Below are 15,486 nucleotides of genomic sequence, written 5' to 3'. Positions count from 1 at the left end.
CACGCTTCGGTGCGCGGCGCGGCTTAACGGATCATCGAAGTGATTCCCAGACCTGCCATCCAGAGCACCGAAAGCGTGCCCGACAGCAGCACAGGAACCCAGATCGTGTAGCGTGGGCGAGGGATCGGCAGCCTGCATTTTCGGACCATGCTCTCTCCGTTTCGTTTCGGTCATTAAGCGCGTGTTAGGTGAATCATGGCTTAACGCGGCTATGGAAAATCTTGCCATCGTCGACACGAAACTGGGGCCGCTGGCTTGGGGCCACGAGGTAGACGCCCTCGGCGGCGGCGCCTTGCAGCAGCACTGGACCTATGGAGAGATCGCGGCACTGAAAGGGCGTCGGGTACGCCGGTGCGAAGTGTTGATTGGGTCGCAACGGATCGGGCTGGCGCAGGTAATCGGGCGCGGCGGGTTCTGGCTGCTCGGCCGCGGCCCCGTGCTTGCGCCCGGCGCGTCGGTCAGGCCGGTGCTCCGGGTGCTGGCTCGCGCGCTACGCGGGGCGCTGATCGCCACGCCAGAGGTTGCCTGCGAGGGCCGGGGCCTTTTCCCGCTTGTCACGCCGCGCCACCATGCGATCTGGGATCTGGTGCCAGACGCCGGAACTCTGCGCGCGGGGCTGGCGGGGAAGTGGCGCAACCGCTTGGCCGTCGCGGAGCGCTCTGCTCTGAGGGTGGAGATAGACCGGGCGCCGGATTGGCTGATTGCAGCGGAGGCCGCTCAGCGTCGCGCCCGCGGCTACCGAGGGCTGCCAGGTGATTTTGCGCAGGGCTGGGGCAGGGCCGAAACGGGTGGGCTGCTCGCGCTCAAAGCGACGCTACGGGGCGCGCCGATCGCCGGGATGATCTATCTGCGCCACGGAGCGATGGCAAGCTATCACATCGGCTGGACTGGCCCCGAGGGGCGCAGCCACCACGCGCATAACCTGCTGCTTTGGCGCGCGGCCGAGATCCTGCGCGGGCAAGGTGTGCAATCTCTCGATCTGGGCGATGTGAACTCTGAGGAGGGCGCAGACCTGATGCGGTTCAAGCTGGGAACAGGGGCGGTGGCGCGCGCCCTCGGCGCCACCTGCCTTGTCATGCCCGGTCAGGCGCGCTTGGCGCGTTCGTGAAAGATGAAGCCGAGGAAGTTTAGCAGCACCTGAGCGGCCAGGATCGGGGTCGAGCCGGCGGGGTCGTAGTCAGGCGCCACCTCGACCAGGTCAATGCCGACGACGTCATGCTCGCGCGCGATGCCTTGCAGGATTTCCAGCACCTCATAGTAAAGGAACCCGCCATGCGATGGCGTTCCGGTACCTGGCGCGATCGAGGGGTCGAAACCGTCGATGTCGATGGTGACATAGATGCGCGCGCCCTTGGGGATGCGCGACAGCACGCCTTCGGTGCCCAGACGGCGTACCTGCCGCACCGAGAGGATATCGTCACCCATGGCGCGGGCGGCCTCGTATCCGTCTTGCGTGGTTGAGCTGACATTGCGGATGCCAAGCGCGGTGATGCCCGAGACGAAGTCCTTCTCGGCCGCGCGGCGCATCGGGTTGCCGTGTCCGTGCCGCACCCCGTGGCGCACATCGACAAAATCCAGATGCGCGTCGATTTGGACGATGTGGATCGGGCCGTCCTTGGCACAGGTCTCGTCGAAGGCCCGGATGCACGGAATGTTGATCGAGTGATCGCCGCCGATCACCACGGGCAGGGCGCCCGCCTTGAGGATCGCGCGCACGCCAGCCTCGATATTGGCGTGGCTCGTTTCGGTGTCAGTATGGACGATGTCGGCGTCGCCGATATCCACGATGCGCACATCGCCGCCCAGATAGACGGCGTCGTCCTCATGGTCATAGGCGCCTGCATGGCCAAATGAAAACAGCGTCGAGGCCTCGCGCACCGAGCGCGGCCCGAACCGTGCCCCGGACCGAAACTGGGTGCCAAAGTCGAAGGGCGCGCCGAGGATGGCAATATCTGCATCGATCTTGCTCCAGTCCTCGACATAGGGGCGCTTGCCGAAGGTTGCGATGCCGACGAAGGGCAGGTTGAGACGCCCCGTCTCGTATGAATGCCGCGCCATATTGTCTCCTGTCATTTCCCGGCCAAGCCGTGCATGAGCATCTTGCAACGGCGCGTGCGGGGCTGCTAGCCCTGCTGTAGTCAATTCGCGGACGAGGACGAAACGATGGCATTCAAGGCACCCACCCCGACACCGAAAGGTCTTTGGCGGCGCACGCCTCCGGCGATCTTCCCGCCCGTCCTGGGGCTCTTGGGGCTGGCGCTAGCGTGGCGCCGGGGCGAGGGCGAGTTTGCCCTGCCGACGGGCCTTTCCGACATGTTCATCGGGGCGATCACCCTGCTGGCGTTGTTCGCCGTGCTGACCTATGTCGTCAAGTTCGCGCGCCGCCCGGCCGTGGTGCTGGAGGATCTGCGCATCCTGCCCGGCCGCGCCGGTCTGGCTGCGGGTGTTCTGAGCCTTTACCTGCTCGCCGCCGCCATCGGCCCCCTGGCGCCAAGCGAGGCGCGGCCGATCCTGCTTCTGGGGTTGGGGATTCACCTGCTGTTCAATATCGCTGTCATCTGGACCTTCGCGAAAGGCCCGGCCGAGCAGCGCCGTGTGAGCCCGGTGTGGCATCTGACCTTCACGGGTTGGATCGTCGGCGCGATGGTCGCGCAAAGCCTTGGCCTGCCTCAGCTTGGCAAGGTGCTGTTTGTCGTGGCACTTGTGGCCGGGGTGGCGATCTGGGCGGCCTCGGCGCGCCAGTTCCAGCGTGAAAGCGTTCCCGCGCCGCTGCGCCCGCTTCTGGCCATTCACCTCTCGCCTGCGGCGCTCTTTGGCACTGTGGCGGCGGGCATGGGGGCTACGAACCTCGCGCAGGCTTTCGCGATCATTTCGGCGGTTTTGCTGGCGGTGATGGTGGTCAAGGCGCGCTGGCTGCTTGAATCCGGGTTTTCGCCGATGTGGGGGGCCTTGACCTTCCCGGTCGCCGCGACGGCCAATTGCTGGCTGGCGGTGGGCGGTGTGTGGCGTCTGCCCGGCGCGCTCATGCTGATCGCGGCCACGCTGCTTATCATCCCTATCGCGGCCAAGATCCTGAAACTCTGGGCCAAGGGGCAACTTGCCGTGAAAACCAACGCCGCCATCGCCTGAGGGGCTTGCAAAGCGCGGCCAGCCATGAAACAGGGGCGTGCCAAACGTGCCCTGCCAAGGAGGCTTCCCATGCAGATTCGTGAGGCTCTCACCTTTGACGACGTGCTCCTCGTTCCGGCCGCATCTTCGGTGCTGCCGTCGGAGGCCGATGTCTCCACATTTGTGACGAAGGCGATCCGTCTGAACATCCCGCTTCTGTCCTCGGCGATGGATACCGTGACCGAGGCCAAGATGGCGATTGCCATGGCGCAGGCGGGCGGCATGGGGGTGATCCACCGCAACCTGAGCGTCGAGCAGCAGGCCGCCGAGGTCAGCCGCGTGAAGCGCTTTGAATCCGGTATCGTCTACAATCCGATCACCCTGACGCCTGATCAGACGCTGGCCGACGCCAAGGCGCTGGTCGAGCGCTTCAACGTCTCGGGCTTCCCGGTTGTGGATGCTGCTGGCCGCGTCGTCGGTATCGTCACTAACCGTGATATGCGTTTTGCTTCGGATGATCGTACGCCGGTGCGCGCCATGATGACGGCCGATAACCTGGCCATCCTGCGCGAGCCCGCCGACCGTCAGGAAGCGATGCAACTGATGAAGGCGCGCCGGATCGAGAAGCTGCTGGTGGTGAACGCTGAGGGCAAGCTGACCGGTCTTCTGACGCTCAAAGACAGCGAGAAGTCGGTGCTGCACCCGCTCGCCTGTAAAGACGAGATGGGCCGCCTGCGCGCCGCCGCAGCCTCGACCGTGGGCGACGCGGGCTATGAGCGTAGCTGCGCCCTGATCGAGGCGGGCTGCGACCTGATCGTGATCGACACGGCGCATGGCCACTCGGAAGGCGTCGCCAAGGCCGTCGAGCGCGTGAAGAAGTTCAACTCGACCGTTCAGGTCGTCGCGGGCAACGTCGCCACCGGCGAGGCCACGCGCGCGCTGATCGGTTCTGGCGCGGATGCGGTCAAGGTGGGCATTGGCCCCGGCTCGATCTGCACCACGCGGATCGTGGCGGGCGTGGGCGTGCCGCAGCTGACGGCGATCATGGATGCCTGCTCGGGCGCGGGCGAGACGCCGATCATCGCGGATGGCGGCATCAAGTTCTCGGGCGATTTCGCCAAGGCGATCGCGGCGGGTGCTAGCTGCGCCATGGTCGGCTCGGCCATCGCGGGCACCGATGAAAGCCCGGGCGAGGTGATCCTGTACCAGGGTCGCTCGTATAAATCCTACCGTGGCATGGGCAGCCTGGGCGCCATGGCGCGCGGCTCGGCCGACCGCTACTTCCAGAAGGACGCGGCCTCGGACAAGTTGGTGCCCGAGGGCATCGAGGGGCAGGTGCCTTACAAGGGTTCTGTCGCGGCGGTTCTGCACCAGATGGTGGGCGGCCTGCGCGCAGCCATGGGTTACACCGGGCACGGCACCGTGGCCGGCATGCGTGGCGGCTGCGAGTTCGTGCGGATCACCGGCGCGGGCCTCAAGGAAAGCCACGTCCACGATGTGCAGATCACGCGCGAAAGCCCGAACTATCGCATCGGCTGATTGTTTTCGCCAAGCAAGTCCCAGAACCCCCGGCGCGATCCGCCGGGGGTTTTCTTTTGTCAGGATGACGCTCCAGCCGAAGGGCGCTCAAGCGTGCGAAGGAAAACCGGCGCGCGTGTTGCCTTGCGAGAGTCGCAAATGAAAAGGCCCCGGCATGGTCGCCGGGGCCTGATAGCTTTCTCGGGGTTTGATCACTCAACGAGGCGGAAGTAATCCAGCTCGAAATTGTCTTCCATACCCGTACCGCAGTAACCGGCAGAGGAGTTCGAGGTGGCGTCGATCTTGCCGCCCGAGATGATCGAGGAACCATTCACGCCATTCTCGTTGGCCTCGAAGATCACGTCACCTTTGGCGATGATCTGGCCGCCATACATCGAGAGACCGGAGGCGACCTTGAACCCGCCCTTGGTGACGATTTGCGCGCCGCCGCCTTCAGCACAACCGTCTTTCTTGCCAATGCGAAGATTCGACGGGGCGTAGATGCTTTGGTTGTCGGTCGAGGTGTTGACCAGAACCACGTCTTCAAGTGCGGCACCGGAGCTGAACTGCACAGGGCAATGCGCGATAATGACAACTTCCTTGATCAGCGGGCCGTCGATATTCACCCCGTTGCTCTTGCTGCAATACAGGTCGTAGACATTGCCGGCAACGAAGGTGCTTGTGGGGACATTACTGCCGATCAGATATTTCTTGCCCGGTTCCTTGATGTAGTCAGGCAGGCGCTCGGCGGATTCGCTCGACATATCCGCGATGATCTCGTCGATGCGGGACAGGATGCGGATCTGGTAGAAGTTCTCGCGCAGGGCCTCGGCCAGGCCTTCGTTCTTCTCGAACATCGAGTTCGGACCGTCGAGCAGATCAAGGCTTGGCATCGACACGATGGTGCCGCTTTCGAATTCGTTGTTCTGGTTGATCGAGATCCCGGTGTTCGAATGCAGGCAGAAGCCGTTCGAGAACAGGTTGTTCGACTGCAGGTCCAGTTGACCGTCGGCGATCCAGCCCTCGGTCAGGCACTTCGGGCGATAGGTCTCGGCAATGGCATAGGTCGCCACGTCCCAATAGCTGCGGCCGATGATGCGCATCAAATAGGTCGGGAGTTGGTTGCCGCGCGACTTGAGCCGCCCCGCAGATACGCGGACCGCGCTGCGCGAGGTAATATCGGGCGTAAAGACGAGCGTTTCTTCGTTCCAACGGCCGAAAGTGACATCGGCCTCAAGCACCGAGCCCGGATCCATCGTACCCAGGTTCATGTTTGCGATCGCCAGTGCCTTGTTGGTCGCGCTCTGTGCATCCATCGTGTTGCGCATGTACAGGCCGCCAAGAGCGGCGCTATCCACAGTTTCCTGAAGAACCGTTCGTGCGCGATAGACATTCGCCACGTCAAGGCTGAGGCCGCCAACGACAATGAAGATCGACATCCAGAAGATGGCAAGCAAGCTCAGCGCGCCGTCTTCCTTTCTGAACTGCGCAATGAACCGCTGCATTGCTCATTTCTCCCTATATTGATAGGCCGCTACGGTCAGGTTGGGAGCAATGGATGAGGGCAGAACGCCCAGAACTTGAACGTTGCGGAAAGGAATGCTGACGGTCGTGCTGAATACCCCGTCTTGCTCCTTGCTCGTTACGCTGACGGTCGATCCATAGTTCGCCAACCGCGCCTTTACGGTGTTTTCAGCAACAGACATGTCCGTAATGCGCCCGAGCGCGAGGGAACGATTGATGTCCTGAATCACACCCAGAATCCGCGAGTGCGTATGGAATACCATCGAAGCATCGACGATCAGGCAGAGCATGTAGACAAACAGCGGCAACCACAGGACGGCCTCGATCGAAGCCGAGCCTTCGTCACGGTGCAAGAAGCTGCGGATATTGAGGCGTCTGAACATGAATTCGCCTAAGGTCATAAGGATGGCTTTGTGCCGTGTGGTAAATTTCCCGAAAACATGTGGCCAAAAGATGGCGGGATTTTGGGCAGCAAGTGGCGTTTTTGACGGGAGCAATTTTTTTGCGGGATTTTGGGCCGAGCGGAGGCAATATGACGGTCTCGTGACCGCGAAAATGTGGCGGAATGATGGCGATGTGGCGTTTGCATCCCGGCGTTTACATGGCCTCGAATCGCTCGACCCTTAACGGTTGTGGCGTTAGGAGGGCCGCGAAGGAGACGCCATGACCCCCGCTGCTCGCATTCAGGCCGCTATCGAAATTCTGGATCAGACGCTTGCGGGCTCTCCCGCTGAGCAGGTTCTGACCAACTGGGCGCGCGCGCATCGGTTCGCGGGTTCGGGCGACCGCGCGGCGATCCGCGACCACGTTTACGAGGCTTTGCGCCGCCGCGGGTCTTTGGCGCATCTGGGCGGTGGGCTGAGCGGACGCGGTCTGATGATCGGTCTAGCACGCGCGGAATGCCTTGATCTTAAAAGAATCTTTTCCGGCGAACGTTTCGCCCCCGCGCCGTTAACCGCGTCCGAGGCCGTGCCTGTAGACCCCGCTGATGCTTGGCTCGACTGGCCCGCCTGGCTGCGTCCTGCCCTTGAGGAAAGCCAGGCTGAGAAGGCCGCGCCGATCGTCGCGGCGATGCAGAGCCGCGCGCCGGTGTTTCTGCGCGTGAACCTTGCCAAGGCGGACCCCGCGCTGGCGATCTCCATGCTGGCTGAGGACGGGATCGTCGCGCGCAGCCATCCGCTTGCCGCCACGGCGCTGGAGGTTGTGCAGGGCGAGCGCAAGATCAGCGGCAGCCGTGCTTACCAGTCAGGCATCATCGAGTTGCAGGATGCGGCCTCGCAGGCGATTGCCTCGGTTCTGCCCATCGCTCCCGGAATGCGTGTGCTGGACTACTGCGCGGGCGGCGGGGGCAAGGCGCTTGCGCTGGCCGCGCGTGCGCCCGAGGTAGCCATTTTCGCGCATGATATCGACGCGGGGCGCATGCGCGATATTCCCGCCCGGGCCGCGCGGGCGGGTGCCCGGATCGGTCTGCGGAAACCGGGCCAGCCCGGCGGTCCCTATGATCTTGTGGTGGTGGACGCGCCGTGCTCGGGCTCTGGCACATGGCGGCGGACACCCGAGGCGAAATGGGCGCTTACGCCTGATCGCTTGGAAGAACTCACGCGGATTCAGAGAGAGATCCTGTCGATCGCACGCACCCTCGTGGCGCCTGGCGGGGCGCTGGCCTATATGACTTGCTCGCTTCTGGCTGATGAGAACGAACGACAAGTGGCAGCATTCCTGGCGGAAACCGGTTGGGCCGAGGACGCGCGGCTTGCGCTGACCCCGCTGGATGGTGCCGACGGGTTCTTTGCGTCAGTCTTGCGTCGGGCCGAGTGACAGATTAACGCACCTTCAGGTTGTGTCCTTGATGCCCTTAACAGGGCGTTAAGCGTTTTGCTGCCGAATGCGGGAAAGCGAATCTGAAAGGAAAGACGTTGGTGCAGCTCGAACGGCCTCAGCAGTCCCTCTTGAAAACCGCCGAGGCGCTGGCTGCAAGTGCGCCGATCCTGCTGCTCATGAGCGTTTTGGTCGGCGTGGCTGCATTCAGTGTGACCGACCGCGTCGCGCTGACGGTGATGCTATCGATCTCCGGGGCGTTTCTGGTTCTGGCGTCGCTTGTCACCGGTGCGCGCGTCCTGTCCCGGTATATTCAGGCGCAGGAATTGCGGCGGCTTGCGGATCTTATCACCCATGATGCGGTGGCCAGTTTCGCCACCGACCGCAGCGGTGCCGTGCAGATGCAAAATCGCGCCGCGATGGAGCGCTTTGGCCCACGCGAAAAGCTGACGCTGGCCAGCACGCTCGGAGAGCTGTTTGCCGAGCCGCGCTCGGTCCTGCTGCGGCTACAGGGCAGGGCTTACGCGCTTGGCTCCGCTCAGGAAGAGGTTGCGACCCGCAAGGGGCTGATGCGGATCTCGGTGCATTGCACGGGTGACGACGTCCTTTTGTGGCGTATCGAGGAGTATGCAGAGACCGGCGGGACACGCGGCCCTGAGGTTACGCGGCTGCCGATGATGACCGTCTCACGGTCGGGCACAATTCTGTTCATGAACGAGGCCCTGCGGCACCTGATTGGCGCGCGCCATTCAACGATTGAGCAGATCTCCGAGATGCCCCTGGTTGGGGGAGAGGAGCGGGTGATCCCTTCCGTGGATGGCCCCTTGCGCTGTGTGATCGCCGAGATAGATCTTGGCGCGGGGCGGCGCGAGATCTACCTCGTGCCGGTCGCATCCGCCCGCACGACTGACGATCTAACGGCCTTCGAGAGCCTCCCGGTCGCGCTCATGCGCCTTGACGCAGAGGGGCGTATTTCGGCCGCGAATCTGGCTGCGCGGGCTCTCATAGGGCAGATCGCCGAGAATGCGCGGCTCTTCGATGTATTCGAGGGGCTCGGTCGCCCGATTGAGGATTGGGTGCGCGATGCGCTAACCGGGCGGGCTGACCGCCGCCCCGAGGTTATGCGAGTGCGCCGTGCCGAGCCGGAGAAATATTTGCAGATCACGCTCAGCCGGGTTGTCGAGAATGGGCAGCCGGGTCTGGTCGGCGTGATTTCGGACGCAACCCAGCTCAAGACGCTTGAGGCGCAGTTTGTCCAGAGCCAAAAGATGCAGGCCATCGGGCAGCTTGCGGGTGGCGTCGCGCATGATTTCAACAACCTGCTGACCGCGATTTCGGGGCATTGCGATCTGCTGATGCTGCGCCACGACAAGGGGGACCCGGACTACGCGGACCTCGATCAGATCAGCCAGAACGCCAACCGGGCGGCGTCGCTGGTGGGGCAATTGTTGGCATTCTCGCGCAAGCAGACGCTCAAGCCAAAGGTGATCGACCTGCGCGGCACCCTGTCTGACCTGTCGCATCTGCTGAACCGGCTGGTGGGTGAGAAGGTGACGCTGACGGTTTCTCATGATCTGAGCCTGCCGCCGATCCGTGCCGACAAACGACAGTTGGAGCAGGTCATCATGAACCTCGTGGTGAATGCGCGCGACGCAATGCCTCGGGGGGGCGAGATCTGGATCGAAACCGAGAAGCTGAAGCTGCCCGAGGAACTCAACCGCGACCGCGCCTGTGTGCCGAAGGGCGATTACGTGGTCGTGCGGGTCATCGACGAGGGCATTGGCATCGCACCCGAGAATCTCAGCAAGGTCTTCGAGCCGTTTTACACGACCAAGCGGACGGGCGAGGGGACGGGGCTGGGGCTATCGACCGCATATGGGATCGTGAAGCAGACCGGCGGTTATATCTTTTGCGACTCCGTTCCGGGGGCGGGCACGACGTTCAGCCTCTATCTTCCGGCCCTTGATCATGGGGTAGAGGCACTTGCGTATGAAGCGCCGGCCTCCTCGGTCAGAGCCGCAGCAGTCGAACCTGGGGCGACGGTGCTGCTGGTCGAGGATGAAACGCCGGTGCGGGCGTTCGCGTCACGCGCGCTCAGGTTGCGGGGCTATTCGGTGCTTGAGGCCGAGAGTGGCGAAGAGGCGCTGAAAATGCTCGAAAACAATGACTTGCAAGTCGATGCTTTTGTAACCGATGTGGTCATGTCTGGCTTGGACGGACCAAGCTGGGTGGCGCAGGCACTCGGCGCCCGAGCCGGCACGCCCGTCGTCTTCATGTCCGGCTATGCCGAGGATGTCTTTACCGAGGGCCGCGCGCCGATCCCGAATTCGGTCTTCCTGCCCAAGCCATTCTCGCTGAGCGAGCTGACTGCCACCGTCCAGAACCAGATCGCAAAGTGTATGGCGGCGGCCTGAACGCTGTCAGCCGATGACCCGGTAGAGGTCGATGTCACGTGTCATGGCAACCCGTAACGCGGCCTCGGTCGCGGGTGAGAGCTTGACATCCACCGCCGGCGGGACGTTCACGCGGGGCAGCGTGATCGCACAATCGAGACGGTCCTCAAGAAACTGGACGAACTGGTCGATCGCCTCATATCGGAAGACCCGATCGACAAGCAGCTTGCCGGTACTATCCGTCAGGATCTCGGACTGAGTGCCCACGGCCGCATGGGCGGGTTGCACTGCCGAGATATAGTCGCGCGCGAAGGCATCGAAGCTCAGGCCGCTCATCGGGTGCTGCGGGTCGTCGTAATCATCGCGCTGCCGGAACCGATACCATGACCGCAGCCACTCGATCGGTTCGCGCATCAGGGCGACCGTTGTGAATTCGGCGCCCGCGCGCTCCGAAAGGCAGGGGCCGATGTGCCGGTAAAAATCCACGGCACTCATATGCTTGAGTTCCGCCGGGCGCTGCATGACAACCGAGGCCAGCGGCTCGAGTGCCGCCTCGACGGCGCTAGAGCCAGCCTTCGGCGTGGCCAGGAACACCAGCCGTTGCTCCCAAAAGATCAGCATTTTCCCTCGCGCGCGATTTCCACCCTCAATACTGGTGCCGAAGGACGGCGTAAACGGGTCATTAACCAACAAGGTGAATGATTGGTTTATAGAATCATGTTGAAATGTTCTCATTTTGTGCTCATACAGATGAGAACATGAGGCGAACATCACGCGGTTTCGGTTCGATTGCCGATCAGTCTGCGCTGTGGGATAAGAAGGGGACGAAGCAATGGCGGGCCTGTTTGAGATGAACGACAAGGGTAAGGCGGACAAGCAAAAGGCGCTGGAATCGGCGCTAGCGCAGATCGAGCGGCAGTTTGGTAAAGGCTCGATCATGAAGCTTGGGGGCGATAACCCGGCGGCGGAGATCGAGGCGACCTCGACCGGTTCGCTCGGCCTCGATATCGCGCTTGGGATCGGCGGCCTGCCGAAGGGCCGCATCGTTGAGATTTACGGCCCGGAAAGCTCTGGCAAGACCACGCTGACGCTGCACGCCATCGCGGAAGAGCAGAAGAAGGGTGGCGTTTGCGCGTTTGTGGATGCCGAACATGCGCTCGACCCGCAGTATGCGCGCAAGCTCGGCGTAAATCTCGATGAGCTGCTGATCTCTCAGCCCGACACAGGTGAGCAGGCGCTTGAGATTGTCGATACGCTGGTGCGCTCGGGCGCTGTCAGCATGGTCGTGGTTGACTCTGTCGCGGCACTGACGCCGAAGGCCGAGATCGAGGGCGACATGGGCGATGCCACGGTGGGCGCGCAGGCCCGTCTGATGAGCCAGGCGATGCGGAAGCTGACGGCGTCGATCGGGCGCTCGAACTGCATGGTGATCTTCATCAACCAGATCCGCATGAAGATCGGCGTGATGTTCGGCAACCCCGAGACGACCTCGGGCGGCAACGCTCTCAAGTTCTACGCCTCGGTGCGCCTCGATATTCGCCGGATCGGCGCGATCAAGGACCGTGACGAGGTGGTCGGTAACCAGACCCGCGTCAAGGTCGTCAAGAACAAGGTGGCTCCGCCCTTCCGGCAGGTCGAGTTCGACATCATGTATGGCGAGGGGATTTCGAAGGTTGGCGAGTTGATCGACCTGGGCGTGAAGGCCGGGGTCGTCGAAAAGTCGGGCGCCTGGTATTCCTATGGCGATGAGCGCATCGGCCAGGGCCGCGAGAACGCGAAGCAGTTCCTGCGCGACCATCCCGATATCGCCTATGAGATCGAAGACAAGATCCGCGCGAGCCACGGCCTCGATTTTGGCGGCTCGGATGAGGATGCGGTGACCGAGGAGTGATCGCCTCGATCTCCCACGTGCATTGGGCCGCGCCATCAGGTGCGGCCCTTTCGCTTTAGCGGGGCGCCTCACATCCGATCTTGTGGGAACGGATCTGCGGCGCATTGAATCGGTGCCGCGTTCCCGATCTGCGGAGCTTATTGGCAATCTGCTGTTTGCCTTGCTGGACAGGGGGCAGGGCGCGGGTTAAACGGGGAAAAATCCCTATGAGGCGCCGAAGACATGCCCAGCCTGAACGATATCCGCTCCACCTTCCTGAACTACTTCGAACGCAACGGTCACCGCGTCGTTGAAAGCTCGCCTCTGGTCCCGCGCAACGACCCGACGCTGATGTTCACGAACTCCGGCATGGTGCAGTTCAAGAACTGCTTCACGGGCCTCGAGAAACGCGATTACGTGCGCGCGACGACGGCGCAGAAATGCGTGCGCGCGGGCGGCAAGCATAACGACCTCGACAACGTGGGCTATACCGCGCGCCACCATACGTTCTTCGAAATGCTGGGGAATTTCAGCTTCGGCGATTACTTCAAGACCGAAGCGATCCCCTTTGCGTGGGAGCTGATCACCAAGGATTTCGGCATCGACGCCAAGCGCCTGCTGACGACCGTTTATCATACCGATGACGAGGCCTTCGAGATCTGGAAGAAGGTCGGCGTGCCCGAGGACCGGATCATCCGCATCGCGACCTCGGACAACTTCTGGCAGATGGGGCCGACCGGCCCCTGCGGCCCCTGCACCGAGATCTTCTACGACCACGGCGACCACATCTGGGGCGGTCCGCCCGGCTCGACCGATGAGGATGGCGACCGCTTCATCGAAATCTGGAACGTCGTGTTCATGCAGAACGAGCAGTTCGAGGACGGCTCGATGCGCGCGCTCGACATGCAGTCGATCGACACCGGCATGGGGCTTGAGCGGATCGGCGCGCTCTTGCAGGGCAAGCACGACAACTACGACACCGACCTGATGCGCAGCCTGATCGAGGCCTCGGCGCATGCGACCTCGGCTGATCCCGATGGCCCGGGCAAGGTGCATCACCGTGTGATCGCGGACCACCTGCGCTCCACCTCGTTCCTGATTGCTGACGGTGTGATGCCCTCGAACGATGGCCGCGGCTATGTTCTGCGCCGCATCATGCGCCGCGCCATGCGCCACGCGCATATGCTGGGAGCCAAGGACCCGGTGATGTACAAGCTGGTGCCGGCGCTGGTGCGCCAGATGGGCGCCGCTTACCCGGAACTGACGCGCGCGCAGGCGCTGATCGAAGAGACGCTGAAGCTGGAAGAGACCCGCTTCAAGCAGACGCTCGACCGTGGCCTCAAGCTTCTCGATGACGAACTCTCGCGCTTGCCGGAAGGTGGGAACCTGCCGGGCGAGGCTGCGTTCAAGCTTTATGATACCTATGGCTTCCCGCTTGACCTGACGCAGGACGCGCTGCGCGAAAAGGGCCGCGCGGTCGATACCGACGGGTTCAACGCAGCGATGGATGAGCAGAAGGCCAAGGCGCGCGCTTCCCGGGCGGGCTCGGGCGAGGCGAAGGACGCGACCATCTGGTACGACATTGCCGAGGCCAAGGGTGTGACCGAGTTCCTCGGCTACGACACCGAAACCGCCGAGGGTCAGATCGTCGCGCTGGTGAACGAGGGCGCCGAAGTGGCCGAGGCCGCTGGCGCGGTTCAGATCGTCGTCAACCAGACCCCGTTCTATGCGGAATCGGGCGGTCAGGTCGGCGATGCGGGGATCATCCGCACTGAAACCGGCGAGGCCCGCGTGACCGACACCAAGAAGGTTGCTGGCGTCTTTATCCATCTGGCCGAGGTCACTTCGGGCAAGATCGTCAAGGGTCAGGCCGCAAAGCTTGAGGTGGATCACGCGCGCCGTTCGGCCATCCGCGCGAACCACTCGGCCACGCACCTGCTGCATGAGGCCCTGCGCCGCGCACTTGGAGAGCATGTTGCGCAGAAAGGCTCGCTGAACGCCGAGGATCGTCTGCGCTTCGACTTCAGCCATGCCAAGTCGATGAGCGCCGAGGAAATCGCGCAGGTCGAGGCTGAGGTGAACGCCTTCATCCGCCAGAACACCCCCGTCGAGACGCGGATCATGACGCCCGATGACGCGCGTGGCATTGGGGCGCAGGCGCTGTTTGGCGAAAAATACGGCGACGAAGTGCGCGTTGTGTCGATGGGTGAGCTGCTCGGCTCGGGCAAGGGTGCGGATGGCAAGACCTACTCGCTGGAGCTTTGCGGCGGCACCCATGTGCGGCGCACCGGCGACATCGGTGCTTTCGTCGCGCTCGGTGACAGCGCGTCCTCGGCCGGTGTGCGCCGGTTCGAGGCGCTGACCGGGCAGGCGGCGCTCGATCACCTCAAGGTGCAGAATGATCGTCTGGCCGAGGCCGCAGCGGCGCTGAAAACCTCGCCCTTGGATCTGGTCGAGCGTGTCAAGGCACTGGCCGAAGAGCGCAAGTCGCTGGCCAACGAAGTGGCGCAGTTGCGCCGCGAACTGGCCATGGGCGGCGGTGCCTCTGGTGGCCCGGAAGCAATTGACATCAATGGGTTGAAGTTCATTGCTCAGGTGGTTTCGGGGGTTTCCGGTAAGGATCTTCCGGCGCTGGTCGATGGGTTGAAGGACAAGATCGGCTCGGGCGCGGTGCTGGTTGTGGCCGACACCGGCGGCAAGGCAGCCGTGGCAGCCGGCGTGACCGCCGACAAGACGGACGTGATCAGCGCTGTCGATATGGTCAAGGCTGCGGCGGCTGCGCTTGGTGGCAAGGGCGGCGGTGGCCGCCCCGACATGGCGCAGGCAGGGGGTGCGGATGCCTCGAAAGCCGATGAGGCCATCGCCGCCGTCAAGGCCGTCATTGCAGGAGAAGTCTGATGCCCGGAGCCTACTGGATCGCCCATGTGAAAGTGACGAACCCCGAGGCCTACGCGAAATATGCAGCCGGGGCGACGGTGGCCATCGCTAATGCCGGGGGCAAGTTCCTTGCCCGCGGCGCGCGCTATGTTCAGCTTGAGGGCAATGACCGCGCGCGCAATGTCGTGGCGTGGTTCCCCAGCCTTGAGGCTGCCGAAGCCTGCTATCGCGGGCCGGAATACCAGGCGGCGCTGGCCCATGCGAAAGGCGCCTCCGAGCGCGATCTCGTGATCGTCGAAGCGATCGAGTGACTTTTGGCTCGGCCGTAATTCGGTTACAGTACGGCCGAGCGAACCATTCAGGCGGGTAAACCGCCGG

General features: G+C 63.3%; 13 protein-coding genes. 8 read left to right on the top strand and 5 right to left on the bottom strand.

Annotated features, from left to right (window positions below; all coding sequences use genetic code 11):
* Nucleotides 1-23: 23 nt before the first annotated feature.
* Complete coding sequence (locus N3C64_RS00995; RefSeq protein ID WP_260010863.1) at nucleotides 24-149, bottom strand: hypothetical protein; 126 nt, start codon at nucleotides 147-149, stop codon at nucleotides 24-26.
* A 62-nt stretch (nucleotides 150-211) separates the two neighbouring features.
* On the opposite strand from N3C64_RS00995, the gene N3C64_RS00990 reads away from it, so the two are divergent.
* Nucleotides 212-1,108, top strand: coding sequence for a GNAT family N-acetyltransferase (locus tag N3C64_RS00990; RefSeq protein ID WP_260010860.1), 897 nt, complete (start codon nucleotides 212-214; stop codon nucleotides 1,106-1,108).
* Here N3C64_RS00990 and speB read toward each other — a convergent pair.
* Nucleotides 1,084-2,058: an agmatinase gene (speB, locus tag N3C64_RS00985; RefSeq protein ID WP_218629141.1), complete on the bottom strand. Its 975-nt coding sequence runs from the start codon at nucleotides 2,056-2,058 to the stop codon at nucleotides 1,084-1,086. The two genes, N3C64_RS00990 and speB, sit on opposite strands and share 25 nt — an antisense overlap.
* 105 nt (nucleotides 2,059-2,163) lie before the next feature.
* Here speB and N3C64_RS00980 point away from each other — a divergent pair, with 105 nt between their 5' ends.
* A complete protein-coding gene (locus N3C64_RS00980; protein ID WP_260010857.1) occupies nucleotides 2,164-3,129 on the top strand; it encodes a TDT family transporter in 966 nt (321 codons plus the stop codon).
* A gap of 69 nt (nucleotides 3,130-3,198) precedes the next feature.
* A complete protein-coding gene (gene guaB, locus N3C64_RS00975) occupies nucleotides 3,199-4,647 on the top strand; it encodes an IMP dehydrogenase (RefSeq protein WP_260010855.1) in 1,449 nt (482 codons plus the stop codon).
* A 191-nt stretch (nucleotides 4,648-4,838) separates the two neighbouring features.
* Here the strand turns inward: guaB and N3C64_RS00970 are convergent, their stop codons facing one another.
* Nucleotides 4,839-6,131: a TadE/TadG family type IV pilus assembly protein gene (locus N3C64_RS00970; protein ID WP_218629138.1), complete on the bottom strand. Its 1,293-nt coding sequence runs from the start codon at nucleotides 6,129-6,131 to the stop codon at nucleotides 4,839-4,841.
* A gap of 3 nt (nucleotides 6,132-6,134) precedes the next feature.
* Nucleotides 6,135-6,533 carry a TadE/TadG family type IV pilus assembly protein gene (locus tag N3C64_RS00965; protein WP_218629137.1) on the bottom strand — a complete coding sequence of 133 codons (399 nt, stop codon included), beginning with the start codon at nucleotides 6,531-6,533 and terminating at the stop codon, nucleotides 6,135-6,137.
* 280 nt (nucleotides 6,534-6,813) lie between these two features.
* Between N3C64_RS00965 and N3C64_RS00960 the strand changes: the two genes are divergently transcribed.
* Together N3C64_RS00960 and N3C64_RS00955 are read left to right on the top strand one after the other, a co-directional pair.
* The gene (locus N3C64_RS00960; RefSeq protein WP_260010847.1) at nucleotides 6,814-7,968 is read left to right on the top strand and encodes an RsmB/NOP family class I SAM-dependent RNA methyltransferase; all 1,155 of its coding nucleotides are present in this window, start codon (nucleotides 6,814-6,816) and stop codon (nucleotides 7,966-7,968) included.
* 101 nt (nucleotides 7,969-8,069) lie between these two features.
* Nucleotides 8,070-10,382, top strand: a complete 2,313-nt coding sequence (locus N3C64_RS00955; RefSeq protein WP_311201855.1) for a hybrid sensor histidine kinase/response regulator — start codon at nucleotides 8,070-8,072, stop codon at nucleotides 10,380-10,382.
* A gap of 6 nt (nucleotides 10,383-10,388) precedes the next feature.
* Here N3C64_RS00955 and N3C64_RS00950 read toward each other — a convergent pair whose 3' ends face one another.
* Nucleotides 10,389-10,982 (bottom strand): sulfotransferase family protein, encoded by a 594-nt coding sequence (locus N3C64_RS00950; RefSeq protein WP_260010845.1) that lies wholly within the window; start codon nucleotides 10,980-10,982, stop codon nucleotides 10,389-10,391.
* A gap of 211 nt (nucleotides 10,983-11,193) precedes the next feature.
* Between N3C64_RS00950 and recA the strand changes: the two genes are divergently transcribed.
* The 3 genes from recA (at nucleotide 11,194) to N3C64_RS00935 (ending at nucleotide 15,419) form a co-directional block, all read left to right on the top strand.
* A complete protein-coding gene (recA, locus tag N3C64_RS00945) occupies nucleotides 11,194-12,252 on the top strand; it encodes a recombinase RecA (protein ID WP_218629134.1) in 1,059 nt (352 codons plus the stop codon).
* A 222-nt stretch (nucleotides 12,253-12,474) separates the two neighbouring features.
* Nucleotides 12,475-15,129: an alanine--tRNA ligase gene (gene alaS / locus N3C64_RS00940; RefSeq protein ID WP_260010844.1), complete on the top strand. Its 2,655-nt coding sequence runs from the start codon at nucleotides 12,475-12,477 to the stop codon at nucleotides 15,127-15,129.
* Nucleotides 15,129-15,419 (top strand): DUF1330 domain-containing protein, encoded by a 291-nt coding sequence (locus N3C64_RS00935; RefSeq protein WP_218629132.1) that lies wholly within the window; start codon nucleotides 15,129-15,131, stop codon nucleotides 15,417-15,419. The genes alaS and N3C64_RS00935 overlap by 1 nt, the downstream gene beginning before the upstream one ends.
* Nucleotides 15,420-15,486 lie beyond the last annotated feature (67 nt).

Source organism: Sedimentimonas flavescens, assembly GCF_025154035.1.
Classification (GTDB): domain Bacteria; phylum Pseudomonadota; class Alphaproteobacteria; order Rhodobacterales; family Rhodobacteraceae; genus Rhodobacter; species Rhodobacter flavescens.
Note: the sequence above shows the minus strand (reverse complement) of the source record. Positions and strands in the feature narration are given on the sequence as shown.